This is a genomic window from Serratia sp. szju, assembly GCF_044594185.1.
Lineage (GTDB): Bacteria > Pseudomonadota > Gammaproteobacteria > Enterobacterales > Enterobacteriaceae > Serratia > Serratia bockelmannii.
On the sequence record NZ_CP172576.1, the window covers coordinates 2,939,328 to 2,961,045 of the forward strand.

Genomic DNA, 21,718 nt, shown 5'->3' on the forward strand with positions numbered 1-21,718 from the left:
ACCGAACATGCTTTATCCGAATGAAGAACACCTGTATGCCGCTATCGCCTGGCAGGATTGCACCGGCGATTTCGAAGACATCCTGTATCACAAATCCGCCGACGGCATCGCCAAAATCACCATTAACCGGCCGCAGGTGCGCAACGCGTTCCGCCCGCAAACGGTCAAAGAGATGATCGACGCGCTGGCCAACGCCCGTTACGACGACGGCATCGGCGTCATTATTCTGACCGGCGCCGGCGATAAGGCCTTCTGCTCCGGCGGCGATCAGAAAGTGCGCGGCGACTACGGCGGCTATCGCGACGACAGCGGCGTACACCACCTCAACGTGCTGGACTTCCAACGCCAGATCCGCACCTGCCCGAAGCCGGTGGTGGCGATGGTGGCCGGCTATTCGATCGGCGGCGGCCACGTGCTGCACATGATGTGCGATCTGACCATCGCGGCGGATAACGCCATCTTCGGCCAGACCGGTCCGAAAGTGGGCTCGTTCGACGGCGGCTGGGGCGCGTCTTACATGGCGCGCATCGTCGGCCAGAAGAAGGCGCGCGAAATCTGGTTCCTGTGCCGCCAGTACGACGCCGCCGCCGCGCTGGACATGGGCCTGGTCAATACCGTGGTGCCGCTGGCCGAACTGGAAAAAGAGACGCTGCGCTGGTGCCGCGAAATGCTGCAGAACAGCCCGATGGCACTGCGCTGTCTGAAGGCGGCGCTGAATGCCGACTGCGACGGCCAGGCCGGTTTGCAGGAGCTGGCGGGCAACGCCACCATGCTGTTCTACATGACCGACGAAGGGCAGGAAGGGCGCAACGCGTTCAACGAGAAGCGCCAACCGGACTTCAGCAAATTCAAGCGTAACCCGTAATGAACGGGGCAAACCGCAGCGCGGCGCTATACCGTTACAGCCTGCCGATGGAGGCGGGCGTGGTGCTGCGCAATCAACGGTTGAAAACGCGTGACGGATGGGTGGTGCAGCTGTGTCAGGGCGAGCGTGAAGGTTGGGGAGAAATCGCGCCGCTGCCGGAATTCAGCCGGGAAACGCCGGCGCAGGCCGAACAGGCCGCGTTGGGCTGGCTGCAGGCCTGGTTGGCGGGCAACGAACCGGAGCACAGCGCGCTGCCCTCGGTGGCCTTTGGGCTCAGCTGTGCGCAGGCCGAGCTGGAGCAGCGTTTGCCGATGCAGGCGGATTTTCGCAAGGCGCCGCTGTGCACCGGCGATCCGGATGAGCTGTTCGAGACATTGAGCGCTTTGCCGGGCGAGAAAGTCGCCAAGGTGAAGGTGGGGCTGTATGAGGCGGTGCGGGACGGCATGATCGTCAACGTGTTGCTGGAGGCGTTGCCGGATCTGCGGCTGCGGCTGGACGCCAACCGCAGCTGGACCCGCGCCAAGGCCGACGGCTTCGCCAGGTATGTTAACCCGGCATGGCGCGATCGTATCTCTTTCCTGGAAGAGCCCTGCAAGACCCGTGATGAATCGCGTGACTTCGCCCGGGCGACCGGTATCGCCATCGCCTGGGATGAGAGCGTGCGGGAGGCGGACTTTGTGGTGCAGGCCGAGCCGGGCGTGGCGGCCATCGTGATCAAGCCGACGCTGGTCGGCAGCCTGGCGCGTTGCCAGACGCTGGTGGCGCAGGCGCACGCGGCGGGCCTGACGGCGGTGATCAGCTCCAGCCTCGAATCCAGCCTGGGGTTGACCCAACTGGCGCGCATCGCCCATTGGCTGACGCCGGACACCGTGCCGGGGCTGGATACGCTGGGGTTGATGCAGGCGCAGGTGCTGCGCCCGTGGCCGGGCAGCGCGTTGCCGCTGCTGGATGTCTCGGCGTTGGAGTGCCTATGGCGCCGTTGAACGATTGGCCGTGGCGACACTGGGCCCGCACTCAGCCGCAGGCGACGGCGCTGATGCTCGGCGAACAACCGCTGAGCTGGCTGGCGTTGCAGAGCCAGGTGGATGAGCTGGCGGCGGATTTCCAGCATCAGGGCGTTGAACCGGGCTGCGGCGTGGCGCTGTGCGGTAAAAACAGCTATCCGCTGCTGCTGGCCTATCTGGCGCTGTTGCAGTGCGGCGCACGCCTATTGCCGCTCAATCCCGCCTTGCCGACGCCGCTGCTGGCGCAGCTGTTGCCGGAATTGGATATGACCTTTGTCTTCGGTCCGGACTCGTTGCCGGCGCTGCCGGAAGACGTGATTCGATTGACGCCGCCCTCGACCGAGCCGCGCTGGCCGAACCTGCCTACGTGGGATGCGCAGCGTCTGGCGACGCTGACGCTGACCTCGGGCTCCAGCGGCATGCCGAAGGCGGCCGCACACAGCTACGCCAACCATCTGGCCAGCGCCGCCGGGGTGTTGCGGCTGATGGCGTTTCAGCGCGAGGATTGCTGGCTGCTGTCATTGCCGCTGTTTCACGTCTCCGGCCAGGGTATCGTCTGGCGCTGGCTGGCGGCGGGCGCCCGGTTGGCGGTGCGCGAGATGCACCCGCTGAACGAGGCGTTGGCGGGATGCACGCATGCCTCGTTGGTGCCGACCCAGCTGTGGCGGCTGCTGGCGCAACCGCTGGCGGACATGACGCTGAAGGCGGTGCTGCTCGGCGGCGCGATGATCCCGGTGGAACTGACCGAGCGGGCGGAGGCGGCGGGGATCCGTTGCTGGTGCGGCTACGGGCTGACCGAACTGGCCTCCACGGTGTGCGCCAAGCGCGCCGATGCGCGGCCGGGTGTCGGCCTGCCGCTCGGCGGCCGCGAGGTAAAACTGGTGGATGAAGAGGTCTGGATCCGCGCCGACAGCCTGGCGCTTGGCTACTGGCGTCATGGCCATCTGCAGCCGTTGGCCGATGAACAGGGCTGGTTCCCGACCCGCGATCGCGGCGCGATGATCGAGGGGGAGCTACGCATTCTCGGCCGGCTGGACAACCTGTTTTTCAGCGGTGGCGAAGGGGTGCAGCCGGAAGATATCGAACGCGTGCTGGCGGCGCACCCGCAGATATCGCAGGCGTTTGTGGTGCCGGTGGCGGACGCCGAGTTCGGCCAGCGGCCGGTGGCGGTAATCGATGGCGATCCGTCGCTGTCGCTGCCGACGCTGCTCGCCTGGTCGCAGGATAAGCTCGCCAATTTCCAACGCCCGACGGCATTGCTTCCGCTGCCTGACGAGCTGAAAAACGGCGGCATCAAGATTTCGCGCCGCCGGTTGCAGGTATGGGTGGCGGAGCGCCTGCGTCCGGCATAAAAAAAGCCGCCCGAAAGGGCGGCTGAGTGAATGATGCAGGGGGATTATTTCAGCCCCAACGCCTTGGCGACGCCGGCGCCGTAGTCGGGGTGCACCTTGGTGAACAGCTCGACCTGACGGCGCTGGATGTGTTCCGGCACCTGCGACAGTTCGCCGGCGATGCGGGTGAACATGCGCTGGTGCTCTTCGGCGCTCAGCAGGTTGAACAGCGCGCGCGGCTGGCTGTAGTAATCGTCGTCTTCACGATGATTCCAGTGGTCGGCCGCGCCCTCAATGCTCAGCGGCGGCTCGCTGAAGTCCGGCTGCTCCTGGAACAGGCCGAAGCTGTTCGGTTCGTAGGTGGCGCCGTTGCCGCTGTTGCCGTCCACGCGCATCGCGCCGTCGCGATGGTAGTTGTGGAACGGGCATTTGGCGCCGTTCACCGGGATCTGGTGGTGGTTGACGCCCAGGCGGTAGCGGTGCGCATCGCCATAGGAGAACAGGCGGCCCTGCAGCATTTTATCCGGCGAGAAACTGATGCCCGGCACCACGTTAGCGGGGTTCATCGCCACCTGCTCAACCTCGGAGAAGTAGTTGTCGGGGTTGCGGTTCAGCTCGAAAAAGCCGACGTCGATCAGCGGGTAGTCGCCGTGCGGCCACACCTTGGTTAGGTCGAACGGGTTGTATGGCGTCTGCGAGGCCTCATGCTCCGGCATGATCTGAATTTGCAGCTTCCAGCGCGGGAAGTCGCCGCGTTTGATCGCATCGAACAGATCGCGCTGTGAGCTTTCGCGATCCTTGGCGATGATCGCTTCCGCTTCTTCATCCATCAGGTTTTCAATGCCTTGCTCGCAGCGGAAGTGGAATTTCACCCAGAAACGTTCGTTGGCGGCATTGATAAAGCTGAAGGTGTGGCTGCCGAAACCGTGCATGTGACGGTAGGATTTCGGAATGCCGCGATCGCTGAAGTCGATGGTCAGCTGGTGCAGCGACTCCGGCAGGTGGGAGAAGAAGTCCCACTTGTAGACTGGGTTGCGCAGGTTGGTATGCGGATCGCGTTTCACCACGTGGTTGAGATCGGGGAATTTCAGCGGATCGCGCAGATAGAACACCGGCGTATCGTTACCCACCAAATCCCAGTTGCCTTCTTCGGTATAGAACTTCATGGCGAAACCGCGAATGTCGCGCTCGGCGTCGGCGGCGCCGCGCTCACCGGCGACGGTGGAGAAGCGGATAAACATGTCGGTCTGCTTACCGATTTCGGAGAAGATCTTGGCGCGCGTGTAGCGGGTGATGTCGTGGGTAACGGTAAAGGTGCCGTAGGCGCCGGAACCCTTGGCGTGCATGCGACGCTCGGGGATGACTTCACGGTCGAAGTGGGCCAGTTTTTCCAGGAACCACACGTCCTGCAACAGCATCGGGCCGCGTTTGCCTGCGGTGATCACGTTATTGTTATCGACAACCGGGGCGCCGGCTGCGGTGGTCAGTCCTTTCTTGCTCATCACTTGCTCCTTATCGTAGTGCAGTTAAGTAAAGACTCGGGCGGTTTAAGCGTTCATCAGCATAGTCCTTTGGCGGGGCTTCTTCCCCTGACCTTGGTCAAAGCCACTACTAGTTGTAGCCCTATTGCCGAGCGACGGCAAATAGGTCTCGGTTATCGTTGGCATCGCCTTGACGAATATGGATTTTTGTTTGCAAATTTTTACATTTATTTGATTATTGAAGAATTTTTTCGCTTTTATCCCTTAAATACTCATTGCGCTTTGGTATAGACTCATGACGTTATTATTATGCGTTGATTCGATCATTCGGTACGGATGACAAACCAGAGGGAAAGATGATGAAAAAGACTTGGGTCGCGTGCGCGGCAGGATTGCTGTTTGTGACCGGTGCGGCGAACGCCATCAGCGTGTCGGGCGAAGCCGGGCAACACTACACCAACCTGGGCGTTGGCATGAGCACCGGCTCTTCAGGTCTGGGCTTGACCGGCAACTGGGCGCGCAGCGACCACGACGGCAACGTCGGCAGCGTGGGGTTGAACTTCGGTGTGCCGCTGGGGCCGTTGACGGCGACCGTAGGTGCCAAAGCGCTGTACCTCAGCCCGAAAGACGGGAAGAGCGGCGGGGCGGTCGCGCTGGGCGGCGGCCTGGAGTGGGAGATCAACCGCTACTTCAGCCTGCACGGCGAAGGTTACTTTGCGCCTGACTCTTTCACCAGCGGCGTGAAGGCCTATAACGAAGCCAGCGGCGGCCTGCGCTGGAAGTTCCGTCCGCTGAGCGTGGACGTGGGCTACCGTTACATGCAGATGGAAGGCAAAGACGGGCGTCGCGACAACACCCTGGCCGATGGCCCTTATGTCGGTGTCGGCCTGAGCTTCTAAGGCTGCGAAAAAAGGGGCCATTGCGGCCCCTTTCTCTCTATCATTTCTTGTCTTTCGGCGCTTACCCGACCGCCGGCAGCATGCCGCTGGCGATGCCCAGTTGAATGGCGATCACCGTTACCCCGCAGACAAACACCAACGCCAGCGCAGGGGTGCCGCCCCAGACGCGATATTGTGCCTGATGCTTTTGGCGAGTTTTCCACACCAGCAGCGAAGGCAGCAGCAGCGCCAGCACCGACAGGGCGATGGCGGCGAAACCCAGCGCCAGCACGAAACCGCGCGGGTAGAATAGCGCGAAGGCCAGCGGCGGCAGGAAGGTGATGGCGCCGGTTTGCAGGCGGCCACGCACGTTATCTTGACGCTTGAACAGGTCAGCCAGGAAATCGAACAGCCCGAGCGCGACGCCGAGGAACGAGGTCGCCAGCGCCAGATCGGCGAACAGGTGCACCGCCAGTTCAACGTGCGGTGAAGCTACTGCATCACGCACCGCCTGCAACAGGCCGTTTAGCCCGGCCTGCTGAGCCAGGATGCCGACGAAGGTGTCGGAGCTGATGCTGCCCAACGTCGCCAGCTGCCAGAAGATATAGGCGATCAGCGGGATCGCGCTGCCGATGATAAACACCCAACGCAGTTTGCGAATGTTGCCGCCCATGTAGTTGACGATGCTCGGCACGCTGCCGTGGAAGCCGAAAGAGGTGAAGATCACTGGAATGGCCGACAGCGCCAGGCCTTGCTCCAGCGGCAACGTCATCAGATTGGTCTGGTGGATATTCGGCAACATCAGGCCGAGCATCACCACCAGGAACACCACTTTCGCGCTGAACAGGATGCGGTTGAACAAGTCGACCGAGTGGGTGCCGATGCACACCACGCCGCCGGCCACCAGGGTGAACAGCAGGACGCCGAGCGACACCGGGAAGTCCTGCGACGTCCATTGGCTGATGCTGGTGGCGAGCAGTTCGCCGGCGCCGCTGATATAGGCGGCGGTGAGGGCGTACATCAGGAACATCATGCTAAAGCTGGTCAGCCACTGGCCGCCGCCGCCGAGATAACGTTTGGCGAGCGTGCCCAGACCGGTATCCGCCTGCTCATGCTGGTAAACCTCCACCAGTAACAGCGCGGTGTAACACATCAACAGCCACAGCCCGACCAGTAAGGCCAGCGTGACGCCGAAACCGACGCCGGCCGCCGCCAGCGGCATCGCCAGCATCCCGGCGCCAATGGTGGTGCCCGCCACGATAAAAACACTGCCAAGAGTGCGATTCTTCACGTTTTTTCTCTACCAGCCGAAAGATTTTGAAAATTATAGGTAACGATTTATGAGGATGGCAGGATAGTGGAAGCCCTAATTTGTGTCAAACCGACGTTACGCACGATGTACATTAATGTTTACATCTCGCAAGCCTGCATCGCACATGAGAAACGGACCCATGGCTGAAATTATCCGCAGGCGGCTAGTGAAAAGTTATTTACGGGCTTCTATAGTGGAATGACCAAAAAATGTGGGAGAGATCAATGTTAAGGGTGGAGATGCTCAGCACCGGCGATGAGGTGCTGCACGGGCAAATTATTGATACCAACGCCGCCTGGCTGGCGGACTACCTGTTCCAGCAGGGGCTGCCGATGAGCGGGCGTGAAACGGTCGGGGACAGCCTCTCTGCGTTGATCGAGATCCTGCAGGAACGAAGCCATATCGCCGATGTGCTGATCGTCAACGGCGGCCTGGGGCCGACCAGCGACGATCTCAGCGCGCTGGCCGCGGCGAAAGCCTGTGGCGTAGAGCTGGTCGAACGGGCCGACTGGCTGGCGCGCATGGAAGCCTATTTCACCGAGCGTGGGCGGCCGATGGCTCCTTCCAATCGTAAGCAGGCGCAGATCCCGGCCAACGCGGAAATGCTGGATAACCCGGTGGGCACCGCCTGCGGTTTCGCATTGCAGCTGAACAAATGTCAGATGTTCTTCACTCCCGGTGTACCGTCGGAATTCAAAGTGATGGTCGAACAGCAGATCGTGCCGCGCCTGCGCCAGCGCTTCACCTTACCGGCGCCGCCGCTGTGCCTGCGCCTGACGACGTTCGGCACTTCCGAGAGCGATCTGGCCGCCGAGCTGGATGGCATGCCGCTGCCGCCGGAAGTGGTGCTGGGTTACCGCTCATCCAGCCCGATTATCGAACTGAAGCTGACCGGGCCGGAAAGCCGGCGTGCGGAAATGGAGCAGGCATGGCGGCGCGTGCGCGAAGTGGCGGGGGACAACTGCATTTTTGAAGGCACCGTCGGGTTGCCGGCGTTGTTAACGCAGCGGCTGAGTCAGCAAGGGCTGAAGCTGGCGTTGAGCGAGCAATTCAGCGGCGGGTTGATCAATCTGCAGCTGCAAAGCGAGGGTGCACCGCTGGCGGGGGGCGAGCTGCTGCCGGCGCACTGTATCGAAACGCTGGAAACGACGCTGGCCCGCGCCCGCTCGCTGGCGGAGTTGACCGGTGCGCCGTTGGCGTTGGCGGTCAGCGCCATGCGCGATGAGCAGGTGAGCATTGCGCTGCACACGCCGCGCGGCGGTATTGGCCAGACCGTGCGTTATCGTGCGTCGCGCCACGGCCTGCGGCTGCGTCAGGAGTCGGTGGCGATGCTGGCGCTGGATATGCTGCGCCGCTGGCTGAATGGGGGCCAGGCGTGCGGTAAAAACGCCTGGCTGGAGGTAGTGGAAATTATCGAGTGACGGTCATGGCGCCGAGTTGCCGGCGTCACGGCTTTGCTGCAGCCGTTCGGACGCCAGCCGTGACAGGCGTATCGCCGCGGCACCCCGCACGTGCAGTTCCAGACCGTAGTCCCTGAGCGCCTGCGCGGCGCTGCCGGCTTGCGCCAGATGCGTCGCCAGGCTGGCGGCGTCCGCCAGCGCGGTGTTGGCGCCAAGCCCGCCCGCCGGGCTCATGGCGTGCACGGCGTCGCCGAGAAAGGCGATGCGTTCGCTGTGCCATTCCGGCATTGCCGCCGTAACCTGCACCGTCCGCACGCTGAGCGACAGGGGATCCGCCAGCGCTAACGCCGTTTGCAAAGCGGGCGCCCATCCCTGCGAGATATGCCGTACATGCGCCTGCAGCGTTGCGCTTCCCTTCGCCCGTGTCGGCCCGCCGAGCCGTTCAGCCGATCCGATACAGGCCCAATAGAGATAATCGTCGACCGGCGTGAGGCGGCAATCGGGCGCGTAGTCGGCCGCCAGCTGCGCCAAGGGCGCCTGAAAGCGCATTGGTTCAATCACCAGCGATACGCCGTCGGCGAAGATCACCGATACGCCGTTCAGCAGCTCAGGGGCCAATTGGGCCCGGGTTGCCGCATCGAGCGGCGTTTTGCCGTAAAGAGTGACCGTGCCGCTGTCTTCGGGCCCCGCCTCGGGCAGGCAGCGCCGCCGCACCAGCGAGTTGACGCCGTCGGCGGCGATCAGCACATCGACTCGCACCTGCTCGCCGTTGACGAACTGTAGCTCCACGCCCTGCGGCGTTTGTGCAAATTCACGCAAGGTATGGCCGAAACGCACCCGGTCTTGCAGGCCGGCAAGCAGGATCTCGCGCAGCGTTTGGCGATGAATGCCGAGATCGCCGCTCGGTTCTTGCGTTTGGCGCTGGCTGGACGGCAACCAGTGCTCGGGGCGCCGGCCGGTGAGCGGGGCAAGCTGCGGATCCCATAGATTGCTCTCGCCGCTGTTTTGCGCGCTGCCGGCGCAGAGCAACCGGTAGTGCGCCGGCGGCAGGCAGGCGGCCAGCGCCTGCTGGCCAGACGGATCGATGCGCAGCCGGTAGCCCTGATCGCGCGCTTGCGGCGTGGTGTCGCGTTCAAACACCGTGGCGTGGATGCCGAAGCGGCTCAGCCCCTGAGCCAGACACAGACCGCCGGGCCCGGCGCCGATAATGCCAATGCTGGGTGTTGTCATCATGTTCCCTCGTGAGTCAGTGGCCACAAACGGGAGCGGCCGGAAGCATTTCATTATGTCGGCGCAGGAAAAGGTTGATATAACGGTATCTGGACTAAAAATAGTGATAAGTGGCCAATGTGAACGATAACCCTCACTTCACTGACGCTGACTGCAGCGAATGGCGGGCGGGCCCCTGGCTGATCGCCCTTGGCGGCCGCGACGCGGCAGGCCGGGAGTATCGGTTGGGCACGCGCGAATACGACTGGCATCAGCATGTGCGCGGGCAGTTGCTGTGCGTCGAAAGCGGCTTGTTGCATGTACGCACGGCGCAGGGCGATTGGGTGCTTCCGCCTCAGCGGGCGGGTTGGATCCCACCGGCGACGGAGCACCGGGTGCAGGTCTGCGGCGCACTGAGCGGCTGGAGTTTGCTGCTGGCGCCGGAGGCCTGCCACGATCTGTCGAATGTACCCTGCGTCATCGGCATTAGCGCCGTGCTGCAGGCGCTGGCTCAGCGAGCAGAAGGCTGGGACAAGCGCAGCGCGCTCACCCTGGAGCAGGATCGCATGGCGCAGGTGATGCGGGACGAGATACGTTTGGCGCCGACGGAACCACTGCATTTGCCGATGTCGTCCCATCCGCGCCTGGCCGGCGTTCTGCAGGCCTTGCTGGCGCAGCCGGGGAGCGAGCGTTCGCTGGAGGCGTGGGCTGAATGGGGGGCGATGTCGCCGCGTACCCTGCGGCGGCTGATGATCGGCGAGACGGGGTTGAGTTTTGCACAGTGGCGCCAGCAGGCCCGGTTGTCGTATGCGTTAGCGAAGCTGGCCGAAGGCGAGACGGTGCTGCAGATCGCGGAAACGCTGGGATATGCCTCGCCGAGTAATTTTATCGCCATGTTTCGCAAAGCCTTTGGCGATTCTCCGGCACGTTATTTCTCCGCATCGGCAGGCAAGGGGCGCTAAGCGAAATACTTTGAGGATAGTTATATATTCCTAATTAATCATAAGGTTATAGGGGATATTCGCGGCGAGGGAATGCTGTTACTCTTTTGGCGGGTGCTTGAGACTGTTCGTCTTGGGCATTGTGTGACAAGGCGGATAGATGAAAGCCCCAAACTGACTCTCAATCAGAATGGGGCTGCCCTAACGCCTAGACACCGTTATGGTAGCCCCTTCACAGCAAGGAGGCAAGCATGCGCTTAAGGCATGTGTTTCACTCGCTAACCGTTGTATGTATTACGGTTTTGTTATTTATCTGGATGATAAGAGACTCGCTGTGCGAGCTGAAAATCTACCAGGAAAATATCACTATCCTGATCAGGTTGGCGTGTGAGGTGAAGCGGTAATCATAGGGCGGGGGCAACCCCGCCTTCTGGTCTCCAGGCGCGGTTTCCGGCACCCGACTTTACATTTCCAGCTCGATATCCGTCAGCGGCATGCAGCAGCAGGGCAGGATCTCGCCGGCGTTGATAAACGCCAGCGGCTGCTGGCGGTAGGTCACTTCACCTTTCACCAGCTTCAGGCGGCAGGCACCGCAATAGCCGGATCGGCACTGATACTCCACCTGCACGTCGTGCAGTTCCAGCACGTCGAGCAGACAGTTTTCACTGTTGGGGCAGGAGAGCTGCGTGCCGGCGGCGCGCAGCGTTACGATTGGCGTCGCCATCGCTTACAGTTCGAAGTCGCTCAGGTCGTCGGCGTTGATCTCCGAGTCGATCTGGCCAACCAGGTAGGAGCTCACTTCCACTTCCTGCGGCGCTACCTGCACGTTGTCGGACACCAACCAGGCATTGATCCATGGGATCGGGTTGGAGCGGGTTTCGAACGGCAGACCAAGGCCGACCGCCTGCATGCGGATATTGGTGATGTATTCCACATACTGGCACAGGATGTCTTTGTTCAGGCCAATCATCGAGCCGTCGCGGAACAGGTATTCCGCCCACTCTTTCTCCTGCTGGGCGGCCAGCACGAACAGATCGTAGCACTGCTGTTGACATTCCTCGGCGATCTCCGCCATTTCCGGATCGTCGGCGCCGGAACGCATCAGGTTCAGCATGTGCTGGGTGCCGGTCAGGTGCAGCGCTTCGTCGCGGGCGATCAGCTTGATGATCTTGGCGTTGCCTTCCATCAGTTCGCGCTCGGCGAACGCGAAGGAGCAGGCAAAGCTGACGTAGAAGCGGATCGCTTCCAGCGCGTTCACGCTCATCAGGCACAGGTACAGCTGCTTCTTCAGCGCGCGCAGATTGACGGTGACGGTTTTACCGTTCACCTGGTGGGTGCCTTCACCCAGCAGGTGATAGTAGCTGGTCATCTCGATCAGATCGTCGTAGTAGCCGGAAATGTCTTTCGCGCGCTTCTTGATCTCTTCATTGGTGACGATGTCGTCGAACACTAACGCCGGATCGTTGACGATGTTGCGGATGATGTGAGTGTAGGAACGGGAGTGGATGGTCTCGGAGAACGACCAGGTTTCCACCCAGGTTTCCAACTCAGGGATCGAGATCAGCGGCAGCAGGGCGACGTTCGGGCTGCGGCCCTGGATGGAGTCCAGCAGCGTCTGATATTTCAGGTTGCTGATGAAGATGTGCTTCTCGTGCTCCGGCAGCGCCTGGTAATCGATACGGTCGCGGGAAACGTCAACTTCTTCCGGGCGCCAGAAGAAGGAGAGCTGTTTTTCGATCAGCTTTTCGAAGACTTCATGCTTTTGCTGGTCGAAACGCGCAACGTTTACCGACTGGCCGAAGAACATCGGCTCTTGCAGCTGGTCGTTTTTGGTCTGAGAAAAAGTGGTGTAAGCCATAAGCCTGAATCCATCGTAACGTGGCTAAATGAAGGGGCCGGAAAATTCCGGCCCGCTAGGTCAAACTTTAGATCTTGCAGGCGCCGCTTTCGCAGTCGTCATCGCCGGCCTTGGCAGGCTGCAAATCTTCCTGGGCGTCTTCCGCACCGTCGCGGGTGTTTTGGTAGTACAGCGTTTTGACGCCGAACTTGTAGGTGGTGAGCAGGTCTTTCAACAGCTGCTTCATCGGCACCTTGCCGCCCGGGAAGCGGGTCGGATCGTAGTTGGTGTTGGCCGAGATCGATTGGTCGATGAATTTCTGCATCAGCCCAACCAGCTGCAGATAGCCGTCGTTGCTCGGCATTTCCCACAGCAGCTCGTAGTTGTCTTTCAGACGCTCATACTCCGGCACCACCTGGCGCAGGATGCCGTCTTTCGACGCCTTGATGCTGATGTGGCCGCGCGGCGGCTCGATGCCGTTGGTGGCGTTGGAAATCTGCGAAGAGGTTTCCGATGGCATCAGGGCGGACAGCGTCGAGTTGCGCAGGCCGGTTTCCTGGATCTCTTTACGCAGGGTTTCCCAGTCGTAGTGCAGCGGCTCGCTGCAGATCGCATCCAGATCTTTCTTGTAGGTGTCGATCGGCAGGATGCCCTGCGAATAAGTGGTTTCGTTGAACCACGGGCAAGCGCCTTGTTCCTGAGCCAGACGGTTGGAGGCTTTCAGCAGGTAGTACTGAATGGCTTCGAACGTTTTGTGGGTCAGGTTGTTGGCGCTGCCGTCGGAATAGCGTACGCCGTTCTTCGCCAGGTAATAAGCGAAGTTGATGACGCCGATGCCCAGGGTGCGGCGACCCATCGCGCCACGGTGCGCAGCCTTGATCGGGTAATCCTGATAATCCAGCAGAGCGTCGAGTGAACGCACCGCCAGGGTCGCCAGCTCTTCCAGGTCGTCCAGGCTGTCGATCGCGCCCAGGTTGAAGGCAGACAGGGTACACAGCGCGATCTCGCCGTTTTCATCGTTGACGTCTTCCAGCGGCTTGGTCGGCAGGGCGATTTCCAGGCACAGGTTGGACTGACGCACCGGCGCGATCTGCGGATCGAACGGGCTGTGGGTGTTGCAGTGGTCGACGTTCTGGATGTAGATACGGCCGGTAGAGGCACGTTCTTGCATCATCAGCGAGAACAGCTCAACCGCTTTCACGCGTTTCTGGCGAATGCTGTCATCTTTCTCGTACTGGGTGTACAGGCGCTCGAATTCGTCCTGATCGGCGAAGAACGCGTCGTACAGCCCCGGCACGTCGGACGGGCTGAACAGGGTGATGTCTTCGCCCTTGATCAGACGCTGGTACATCAGGCGGTTCAACTGCACGCCGTAGTCCATGTGACGCACGCGGTTGCCTTCAACGCCACGGTTGTTTTTCAACACCAGCAGGCTTTCTACTTCCAGGTGCCACATCGGGTAGAACAGCGTTGCCGCGCCACCGCGCACGCCGCCCTGTGAGCAGGATTTGACGGCGGTCTGGAAGTGTTTGTAGAACGGAATGCAGCCAGTATGGAAGGCTTCACCGCCACGGATCGGGCTGCCCAGCGCGCGGATGCGGCCGGCGTTGATGCCGATGCCGGCGCGCTGCGAAACGTATTTCACAATGGCGCTGGAGGTGGCGTTGATGGAGTCCAGGCTGTCGCCGCACTCGATCAGCACGCAGGAGCTGAACTGGCGGGTTGGGGTGCGCACGCCGGACATGATCGGCGTAGGCAGCGAAATCTTGAAGGTGGAAATCGCATCGTAGAAACGTTTGACGTAGTCCAGACGGGTTTCACGCGGGTAGTTGGAGAACAGGCACGCAGACACCAGCAAATACAGGAACTGGGCGCTTTCGTAGATTTCGCCGCTGACGCGGTTCTGCACCAGGTATTTGCCTTCCAGCTGCTTGACGGCGGCATAAGAGAAGTTCATGTCGCGCCAATGATCGATAAAGGAATCCATCTGCTCGAACTCTTCAGCGCTGTAGTCTTCCAGCAGATGCTTATCGTATTTGCCCATCTCGACCATGCGAGTGACGTGGGCGTGCAGCTTCGGTGGCTCAAACTGGCCGTAAGCCTTTTTACGCAGGTGGAAGATCGCCAGGCGAGCGGCCAGGTACTGATAGTCCGGCGCATCGCGGGAGATCAGGTCAGCTGCGGCCTTGATGATGGTTTCGTGAATGTCGGCGGTTTTGATGCCGTCATAAAACTGAATGTGTGAACGCAACTCTACTTGAGAAACCGAGACGTTGTGTAATCCCTCAGCGGCCCAATCGATGACCCGGTGGATTTTGTCGAGATTGATGCGCTCTTTACGGCCATCGCGTTTAGTTACAAGCAGACTTTGGTTCATGTGGTGTTTTACCTGTCCGTATGGTGCCCCTAAGCAGAAGTGTAGTCGCTCTGCTCAGTATGTAAACACTATATATAGGGGTTGTATGTCGGTGAGGTAACAAGATAGTGAGAAAAAACGGCGTTTGCAAGTGAACAAAACCGGCCTAATTTGTGGATAACTTGGGGGTGAAATGCCACTTGCCGTTCGCAGTGCGCGCCGTGACTGGCGCGACAAGCTTGTCAATAAGCACGATCAGATTTTACTGAAAAACTGAAAAAACCGATCGTTTGGCGCTTTATTAAACGTTAGAAAAAAACGGCATATTGATCTGATTTAATATTCTAAAAAACTGTCTACAACCGCTATTTTGATCGAAGTCGCGGAAATTAGGTATTTTTCCTAATACCGCGTTGGCGCCGCCCCCCGGTAATGCAGGGCCGGCGCGGTTTACCGTGCTTAACCTTCGTGCTGGGTGTGCACCATGTAGTTCACGTCAACGTTGCGCCCAAGCTTGAAATGATCGGTGATCGGGTTGTAATGCAGGCCGATCATATGCTTTTCGCGCAGCGGCGTGCCGTCGACCCAGCCGATCAGTTCGGACGGGCGAATGAACTTCTTATGATCGTGGGTGCCCTGCGGCACCATTTTCAATACGTACTCTGCGCCGATCACCGCCATCAGCCAGGCTTTGGTATTGCGGTTAATCGTTGAAAAGAACACGTGACCGCCCGGTTTCACCAGATGGGCGCAGGCGCGCACCACCGAGGCCGGATCGGGCACGTGCTCCAGCATCTCCATACAGGTGACCACGTCGTAGCGCTGCGGATTGGCCTGAGCGTGGCTTTCTACGGTTTCCTGCACATAGGTGACGTCCATGCCGCTTTCCAACGCGTGCAGCCGGGCGACCTGCAGCGGCTCTGCGCCCATGTCCAGGCCGGTCACTTTGGCGCCTTCGCGCGCCATGCTTTCCGCCAGAATGCCCCCGCCGCAGCCCACGTCGAGCACCTGCTTGTCAAAGATGCCGCCGGCGCGCTGCATGATGTAGTTCAGGCGCAGCGGGTTGATGCGGTGCAGCGGTTTGAACTCGCCTTCCAGATCCCACCAGCGGGAGGCGACAGCCTCGAACTTGGCGATTTCCTGGTGGTCAACGTTTTGCACTCGGCTGGATGATTCTGCGTTCATGGGCTGGTCTGGCTCCTTGTTCTCGTTGCGCGGATTATACATGTTCCGGCGCGGCATCGTCTGCGCCGATGCGTTTTTAGCGCACTTATCTGCACAATTTCCGTGAAACAGCGGCGGTTATTTTCCCGTAAAGCGTGCTTTGTGATATAGTTTTACACCTTTGCCACTATGGCAGCGGGCAGATGAATCATTAGTAGAGGGATAGCAGCTCCATGAGCGACCTTGCCAGAGAAATCACACCGGTAAACATCGAAGACGAGTTGAAAAACTCGTATCTGGACTATGCGATGTCCGTTATTGTCGGACGTGCGCTGCCAGATGTTCGTGATGGACTGAAGCCGGTTCACCGCCGCGTTCTGTACGCGATGAGCGTATTGGGTAACGACTGGAATAAACCATACAAGAAATCGGCCCGTGTCGTCGGGGACGTGATCGGTAAATATCACCCGCACGGTGACAGCGCGGTTTACGACACTATCGTGCGTATGGCTCAGCCGTTTTCACTGCGCTACATGCTGGTGGACGGTCAGGGTAACTTCGGTTCCGTCGACGGCGACTCCGCCGCGGCGATGCGTTATACCGAAGTGCGCATGTCCAAAATTGCTCACGAACTGTTGGCGGATCTGGAAAAAGAAACCGTCGACTTCGTGCCTAACTATGATGGCACCGAGCAGATCCCGGCCGTCATGCCGACCAAGATCCCGAACCTGCTGGTTAACGGCGCATCGGGCATCGCCGTGGGCATGGCCACCAATATCCCGCCGCACAACCTGGCGGAAGTCGTCAACGGCTGCCTGGCCTATATCGACGATGAAAACATCAGCATCGAAGGGCTGATGGAACACATTCCGGGGCCAGACTTCCCGACGGCGGCGATCATCAACGGCCGCCGCGGTATTGAAGAGGCCTACCGCACCGGGCGTGGCAAAATCTACCTGCGCGCGCGCGCGGAAGTGGAAGCCGACGCCAAGACCGGGCGCGAAACCATCATCGTTCACGAGATCCCGTATCAGGTGAACAAGGCGCGTCTGATCGAGAAGATCGCCGAGCTGGTCAAAGAAAAACGCGTGGAAGGCATCAGCGCGCTGCGCGACGAGTCCGATAAAGACGGCATGCGCATCGTCATCGAAGTCAAACGTGACGCGGTCGGCGAAGTGGTGCTGAATAACCTGTATGCGCTGACGCAACTGCAGGTCACCTTCGGCATCAACATGGTCGCGCTGCATCAGGGGCAGCCTAAACTGCTGAACCTGAAAGACATCCTCGTAGCCTTCGTGCGCCACCGCCGCGAAGTGGTCACCCGTCGCACCATCTTCGAACTGCGCAAAGCCCGCGATCGCGCCCATATCCTGGAAGCGCTGGCTATCGCGCTCGCCAACATCGATCCGATCATCGAGCTGATTCGCCGTGCGCCGACCCCGGCGGAAGCGAAAGTCGCACTGGTAGCTCAGCCGTGGGATCTGGGCAACGTCAGCGCCATGTTGGAACGCGCCGGTGACGACGCCGCCCGCCCTGAGTGGCTGGAGCCGGAGTTCGGCATCCGCGACGGCAAGTACTACCTGACCGAGCAGCAGGCTCAGGCGATTCTGGATCTGCGTCTGCAGAAACTGACCGGCCTGGAGCACGAAAAGCTGCTGGAAGAATATAAAGAGCTGCTCAACTTCATCGCCGAGCTGATCTTTATTCTGGAAAGCCCAGAGCGCCTGATGGAAGTGATCCGCGAAGAGCTGGTGGCGGTCAAAGAGCTGTACAACGACGGCCGTCGCACCGAGATCACCGCCAATACTTCCGACATCAACATCGAAGACCTGATCAACCAGGAAGACGTGGTGGTGACCCTGTCTCACCAGGGCTACGTGAAGTATCAGCCGCTGTCCGACTATGAAGCCCAGCGCCGCGGCGGCAAAGGCAAGTCCGCCGCGCGTATTAAAGAAGAAGACTTTATCGATCGCCTGCTGGTGGCCAACACCCACGATACGATCCTGTGCTTCTCCAGCCGTGGCCGCCTGTACTGGATGAAGGTGTACCAACTGCCTGAAGCCAGCCGTGGCGCGCGCGGTCGTCCAATCGTCAACCTGCTGCCGCTGGAAGCCGATGAGCGTATCACCGCCATCCTGCCGGTACGCGAGTATGAAGAAGGGCGCCACGTGTTCATGGCCACCGCCAGCGGTACCGTGAAGAAAACCGCGCTGACCGAGTTCAGCCGTCCGCGCAGCGCCGGCATCATCGCCGTCAACCTCAACGAGGGCGACGAGCTGATTGGTGTCGATCTGACCGACGGCAGCAACGAAGTGATGCTGTTCTCCGCCAACGGTAAAGTGGTGCGCTTCCCGGAAGCGCAGGTGCGTTCGATGGGCCGTACCGCGACCGGCGTACGTGGCATCAACCTCGGCGAAGGCGACAGCGTGATCTCACTGATCGTGCCGCGCGGCGAAGGCGACATTCTGACCGTCACGCAAAACGGCTTCGGTAAACGTACCGCCGTGACCGAGTATCCGACCAAGTCACGTGCCACCCAGGGGGTTATCTCCATCAAGGTGAGCGAGCGTAATGGCCAGGTGGTTGGCGCCGTGCAGGTGGAAACCAGCGACCAGATCATGATGATCACTGATGCCGGCACGCTGGTGCGCACCCGCGTTTCGGAAGTCAGCGTGGTGGGCCGTAACACCCAGGGCGTGACGCTGATCCGCACGGCGGAAGACGAAAACGTCGTCGGTCTGCAGCGCGTGGCCGAACCGGTGGAAGACGAAGAGCTGGATAGCCTGGAACCGGGCGCGGAAGCGGTGGAAGAAGACACCACGCCGCTGGACGATGGCGACGACGCGGCTGAGCCGATGGACGACGACAACGTTTAAAGCAAGGTGAGGGCGTCGGCATGCCGACACCGTAATGCACTGAGACAAAAGGGCCTGGCAGCGATGCTAGGCCCTTTTTCAGTTATATGGTTTAATTGGCGCACCGAGCCGCCGGCCGCCGTGCCGGCGATAGCGTGCGCCGCCACTGACTTTCGTATGGTATCCGATTGAAATACTTAGCCTCTTTTCGAACTACGCTGAAGATATCCCGCTATCTGTTCCGGGTGCTGGCGATTTTGCTGTGGTCGTTGGGAGCGCTGCTCACCACCTTTTATATTCTGAATATCCTGCATCAGAAAGAATCGGACATCCGGCAGGAGTACAACCTCAATTTCGACCAGGCACAGGGCTATATCCGCCATTCCGCCGACATCATCCGCGACATCAAGTATATGGCGGAGAACCGCCTCAACGGGTCAGTCAGCAGCCTGGACATGTTCAGCGGCGTGTTTCCCGGCAAGGGCAGCCCGCCGCAATTCTTTCCGCTGTACCCGGAGTCCAACTGTGCGCTGAGCACCACCTACCGCAGTTCGCTCGATTCACTGAGCGGCCTGATCCAGTATTGGAAAGAGAACTTCGTAGCGGCATACGATCTCAACCGGGTGTTCTTCATCGGCGGCGATAGCCTGTGTATGGCAGAATTCGGCGGCGGCAATGCGAGTGCCAATCGGGAAAATGTGCTGAAGTCACTGCACGAGCGCATTCTGAAATACCGCAACGCCAAGAATCAGGACAAAGACAACAACCTGTATTGGATCAGCCCCAGCGCGCAGCGGCCGGACGTCGGTTATCTGTATGTACTGACGCCGATCTATATCGGCAACAAGCTGGAGGCGTTGTTGGGCATCGAACAAACCGTTCGGTTGGAGGATTTCGTTACCGCCGGCAACCTGCCGATCGGCGTCACGCTGCTGGATGAGAACAACGAGCCGGTGCTGCGTCTGGCGGACGGCGATCGTTATGCCGCCTCACTTAACAGCTATCCCGTAGAGCACGCGTACTTCGGCTATGTCGACAATTACCGCGACCTGATTCTGAAGAAAGCGCTGCCACCTTCTTCGCTGAGCATCGTCTATGCACTGCCGGTGAAAAGCGTGGTGGAACGCTTCAAAATGCTGATCCTCAACGCGCTGTTGCTGAACCTGTTGTCAGCCATCGTGCTGTTCACGCTGGCGTGGCTGTTTGAGCGCAAGATGTTCCTGCCGGCGGAGGACAACGCGTTTCGCCTGGAAGAGCACGAGCAGTTCAACCGCAAGATCGTCGCCTCGGCGCCGGTGGGTATCTGTATCCTGCGCATCAGCGACGGTACCAATATCCTGAGTAACGAACTGGCGCATAACTACATCAACCTGTTGACCCACGAAGATCGCGATCGCATTACGCGTATCATTTGCGAACAGCAGGCGAATTTCGTCGATGTGATGACCAGCAACAACAACAACCTGCAGATCAGCTTTGTTCACTCGCGCTACCGTAACGAAGAGGTGGCGATTTGCGTGCTGGTGGACGTCAGCGCGCGCGTGAAGATGGAAGAGTCGTTGCAGGAGATGGCGGCGGCGGCGGAGCAGGCCAGCCAGTCCAAATCGATGTTCCTGGCTACCGTCAGCCATGAGCTGCGCACGCCGCTGTACGGCATTATCGGCAACCTCGATCTGCTGCAAACCAAGGCGTTGCCGCAAGGGGTCGATCGGCTGGTCAATGCGATGAACAACTCTTCCGGCCTGCTGCTGAAAATCATCAGCGATATTCTCGACTTCTCCAAAATCGAGTCCGAGCAGCTGAAGATCGAACCGCGCGAGTTCTCCTGCCTGGAGGTGATCACCCATATCGCCGGCAACTATTTGCCGCTGGTGGTCAAGAAACGTCTGGGGCTGTACTGCTTTATCGAACAGAACGTGCCGGAGCGCATCTTCGGCGATCCGGTGCGGTTACAGCAGGTGCTCTCCAATTTGGTGAACAACGCCATCAAGTTCACCGATACCGGCTGTATCGTGCTGCAGGTCTGCACCCGCGGCAGCTACCTGGAGTTCAGCGTGCGCGATACCGGCGTCGGTATTCCGGAGAAAGAGGTCTCGCGCCTGTTCGACCCGTTCTTCCAGGTGGGGACCGGTGTTCAGCGCCACTTCCAGGGAACCGGTTTGGGGCTGGCGATCTGCGAAAAATTGGTCAACCTGATGGACGGCGATGTCTCTGTCGAGTCCGAACCGGGGTTGGGCAGCTTGTTCAGCATTCGCATTCCGCTGTTCAACGCCCAGTTCCCGATCCCGCAGGCCAGCGATACCTGGCAGGGCCGGCGGCTGTGGCTGGATATCCGCAATCAGCGGCTGGAAAGCTACCTGATGGCGATCCTGGGCGGTTACGGCGCCGATATCCAACGCTATGACGGGCAGGAGACCGCTGCCGGTGAGGTGCTGCTCAGCGATTACCCGCTGATGCTGGACACGCCGCTGCTGGCTCAGATCCAATTCTCCACCGAGCATATCGGCCCGTCGCAGGAAACCCGGCCAGGCTATTGGATGCACAGCACCTCCACGCCGCGTGAAACGTTGACCTTGCTCAACCGGTTGTTTGGCGTCGGCGGCGGCGCGGCAGAGGGGCTGGTGCAGCTGCCGGTGCCCGCCAAGGCCAGCGCGGCGGACAACGGCGATATTCATCTGCTGGTGGTCGACGATCATCCGATCAACCGTCGCCTGTTGTCCGATCAGCTGGGGTCGCTGGGGTATCAGGTGGTGACCGCCAACGACGGCGTCGACGCGCTCGGCGTACTGAAACAGCATCACGTCGATATTGTGCTGACCGACGTCAATATGCCGAACATGGACGGTTATCGCCTGACGCAGGAACTGCGACAGATGCAGTTCAGCTCGCCGGTAATCGGCGTGACGGCGAACGCGCTGGCGGAAGAGAAGCAGCGCTGTCTCGAGGCGGGCATGGATAATTGCCTGTCGAAACCGGTTACGCTGGAGACGCTGGAACAGACGCTGGCTTACTATAGTCAACAGGTGCGCTACAGCCGCAGCGAGGCTTGAAAAACAAACAGGCACGGCGGATGCCGTGCCTGTTT

16 protein-coding genes are annotated in these 21,718 nt (G+C 60.3%); 9 read left to right on the forward strand and 7 right to left on the reverse strand.

Translation table 11 applies throughout. The annotated features are described in order from the left end of the window. Window positions 1–7 precede the first annotated feature (7 nt). Genes menB through menE form a run of 3 tightly spaced genes read left to right on the forward strand, consistent with a single transcriptional unit; the run spans window position 8 to window position 3,221 of the window. Complete coding sequence (gene menB, locus RE418_RS13960; protein WP_089181147.1) at window positions 8–865, forward strand: 1,4-dihydroxy-2-naphthoyl-CoA synthase; 858 nt, start codon at window positions 8–10, stop codon at window positions 863–865. Beyond that, window positions 865–1,848, forward strand: coding sequence for an o-succinylbenzoate synthase (gene menC / locus RE418_RS13965; RefSeq protein ID WP_049207305.1), 984 nt, complete (start codon window positions 865–867; stop codon window positions 1,846–1,848). Before menB ends, menC begins: the two co-directional genes overlap by 1 nt. Continuing rightward, on the forward strand, window positions 1,836–3,221 hold the full coding sequence (menE, locus tag RE418_RS13970; RefSeq protein WP_399675170.1) for an o-succinylbenzoate--CoA ligase: 1,386 nt from the start codon (window positions 1,836–1,838) through the stop codon (window positions 3,219–3,221). Before menC ends, menE begins: the two co-directional genes overlap by 13 nt. Window positions 3,222–3,265: 44 nt before the next feature. On the opposite strand, the gene katA is transcribed toward menE, so the two are convergent. After that, window positions 3,266–4,702: a catalase KatA gene (katA, locus tag RE418_RS13975; protein ID WP_033651930.1), complete on the reverse strand. Its 1,437-nt coding sequence runs from the start codon at window positions 4,700–4,702 to the stop codon at window positions 3,266–3,268. A gap of 338 nt (window positions 4,703–5,040) precedes the next feature. Here katA and RE418_RS13980 point away from each other — a divergent pair, with 338 nt between their 5' ends. Beyond that, on the forward strand, window positions 5,041–5,580 hold the full coding sequence (locus RE418_RS13980; protein ID WP_038876374.1) for a YfaZ family outer membrane protein: 540 nt from the start codon (window positions 5,041–5,043) through the stop codon (window positions 5,578–5,580). Between the two features lie 61 nt (window positions 5,581–5,641). On the opposite strand, the gene tyrP is transcribed toward RE418_RS13980, so the two are convergent. Further along, window positions 5,642–6,850, reverse strand: coding sequence for a tyrosine transporter TyrP (gene tyrP / locus RE418_RS13985; RefSeq protein ID WP_004935940.1), 1,209 nt, complete (start codon window positions 6,848–6,850; stop codon window positions 5,642–5,644). A 245-nt stretch (window positions 6,851–7,095) separates the two neighbouring features. Here tyrP and RE418_RS13990 point away from each other — a divergent pair, with 245 nt between their 5' ends. Then, window positions 7,096–8,292, forward strand: a complete 1,197-nt coding sequence (locus RE418_RS13990) for a nicotinamide mononucleotide deamidase-related protein YfaY (protein WP_043136517.1) — start codon at window positions 7,096–7,098, stop codon at window positions 8,290–8,292. A gap of 3 nt (window positions 8,293–8,295) precedes the next feature. Here RE418_RS13990 and RE418_RS13995 read toward each other — a convergent pair whose 3' ends face one another. Further along, a complete protein-coding gene (locus tag RE418_RS13995; protein ID WP_225735598.1) occupies window positions 8,296–9,504 on the reverse strand; it encodes an NAD(P)/FAD-dependent oxidoreductase in 1,209 nt (402 codons plus the stop codon). 116 nt (window positions 9,505–9,620) lie between these two features. Between RE418_RS13995 and RE418_RS14000 the strand changes: the two genes are divergently transcribed. Both RE418_RS14000 and RE418_RS14005 read left to right on the forward strand, forming a co-directional pair. After that, entirely contained in the window at window positions 9,621–10,442 is an 822-nt protein-coding gene (locus RE418_RS14000; protein ID WP_043136550.1) for a helix-turn-helix domain-containing protein, read from the forward strand. Window positions 10,443–10,672: 230 nt separating this feature from the next. After that, complete coding sequence (locus RE418_RS14005; RefSeq protein WP_004935921.1) at window positions 10,673–10,825, forward strand: Hok/Gef family protein; 153 nt, start codon at window positions 10,673–10,675, stop codon at window positions 10,823–10,825. A 59-nt stretch (window positions 10,826–10,884) separates the two neighbouring features. Here the strand turns inward: RE418_RS14005 and yfaE are convergent, their stop codons facing one another. The 4 genes from yfaE to ubiG form a co-directional block, all read right to left on the reverse strand. Further along, window positions 10,885–11,145, reverse strand: coding sequence for a class I ribonucleotide reductase maintenance protein YfaE (gene yfaE / locus RE418_RS14010; RefSeq protein ID WP_025303642.1), 261 nt, complete (start codon window positions 11,143–11,145; stop codon window positions 10,885–10,887). A 3-nt stretch (window positions 11,146–11,148) separates the two neighbouring features. Further along, complete coding sequence (gene nrdB / locus RE418_RS14015; RefSeq protein WP_399675172.1) at window positions 11,149–12,279, reverse strand: class Ia ribonucleoside-diphosphate reductase subunit beta; 1,131 nt, start codon at window positions 12,277–12,279, stop codon at window positions 11,149–11,151. A gap of 67 nt (window positions 12,280–12,346) precedes the next feature. Then, the gene (gene nrdA, locus RE418_RS14020) at window positions 12,347–14,635 is read right to left on the reverse strand and encodes a class 1a ribonucleoside-diphosphate reductase subunit alpha (protein WP_025303641.1); all 2,289 of its coding nucleotides are present in this window, start codon (window positions 14,633–14,635) and stop codon (window positions 12,347–12,349) included. A 438-nt stretch (window positions 14,636–15,073) separates the two neighbouring features. Next, window positions 15,074–15,799 (reverse strand): bifunctional 2-polyprenyl-6-hydroxyphenol methylase/3-demethylubiquinol 3-O-methyltransferase UbiG, encoded by a 726-nt coding sequence (ubiG, locus tag RE418_RS14025; protein ID WP_025303640.1) that lies wholly within the window; start codon window positions 15,797–15,799, stop codon window positions 15,074–15,076. Between the two features lie 212 nt (window positions 15,800–16,011). Here ubiG and gyrA point away from each other — a divergent pair, with 212 nt between their 5' ends. Both gyrA and rcsC read left to right on the forward strand, forming a co-directional pair. After that, window positions 16,012–18,654, forward strand: coding sequence for a DNA topoisomerase (ATP-hydrolyzing) subunit A (gyrA, locus tag RE418_RS14030; RefSeq protein ID WP_043136507.1), 2,643 nt, complete (start codon window positions 16,012–16,014; stop codon window positions 18,652–18,654). A 167-nt stretch (window positions 18,655–18,821) separates the two neighbouring features. Beyond that, window positions 18,822–21,683, forward strand: a complete 2,862-nt coding sequence (gene rcsC / locus RE418_RS14035) for a two-component system sensor histidine kinase RcsC (RefSeq protein WP_089181144.1) — start codon at window positions 18,822–18,824, stop codon at window positions 21,681–21,683. The last annotated feature ends 35 nt before the right edge of the window (window positions 21,684–21,718 follow it).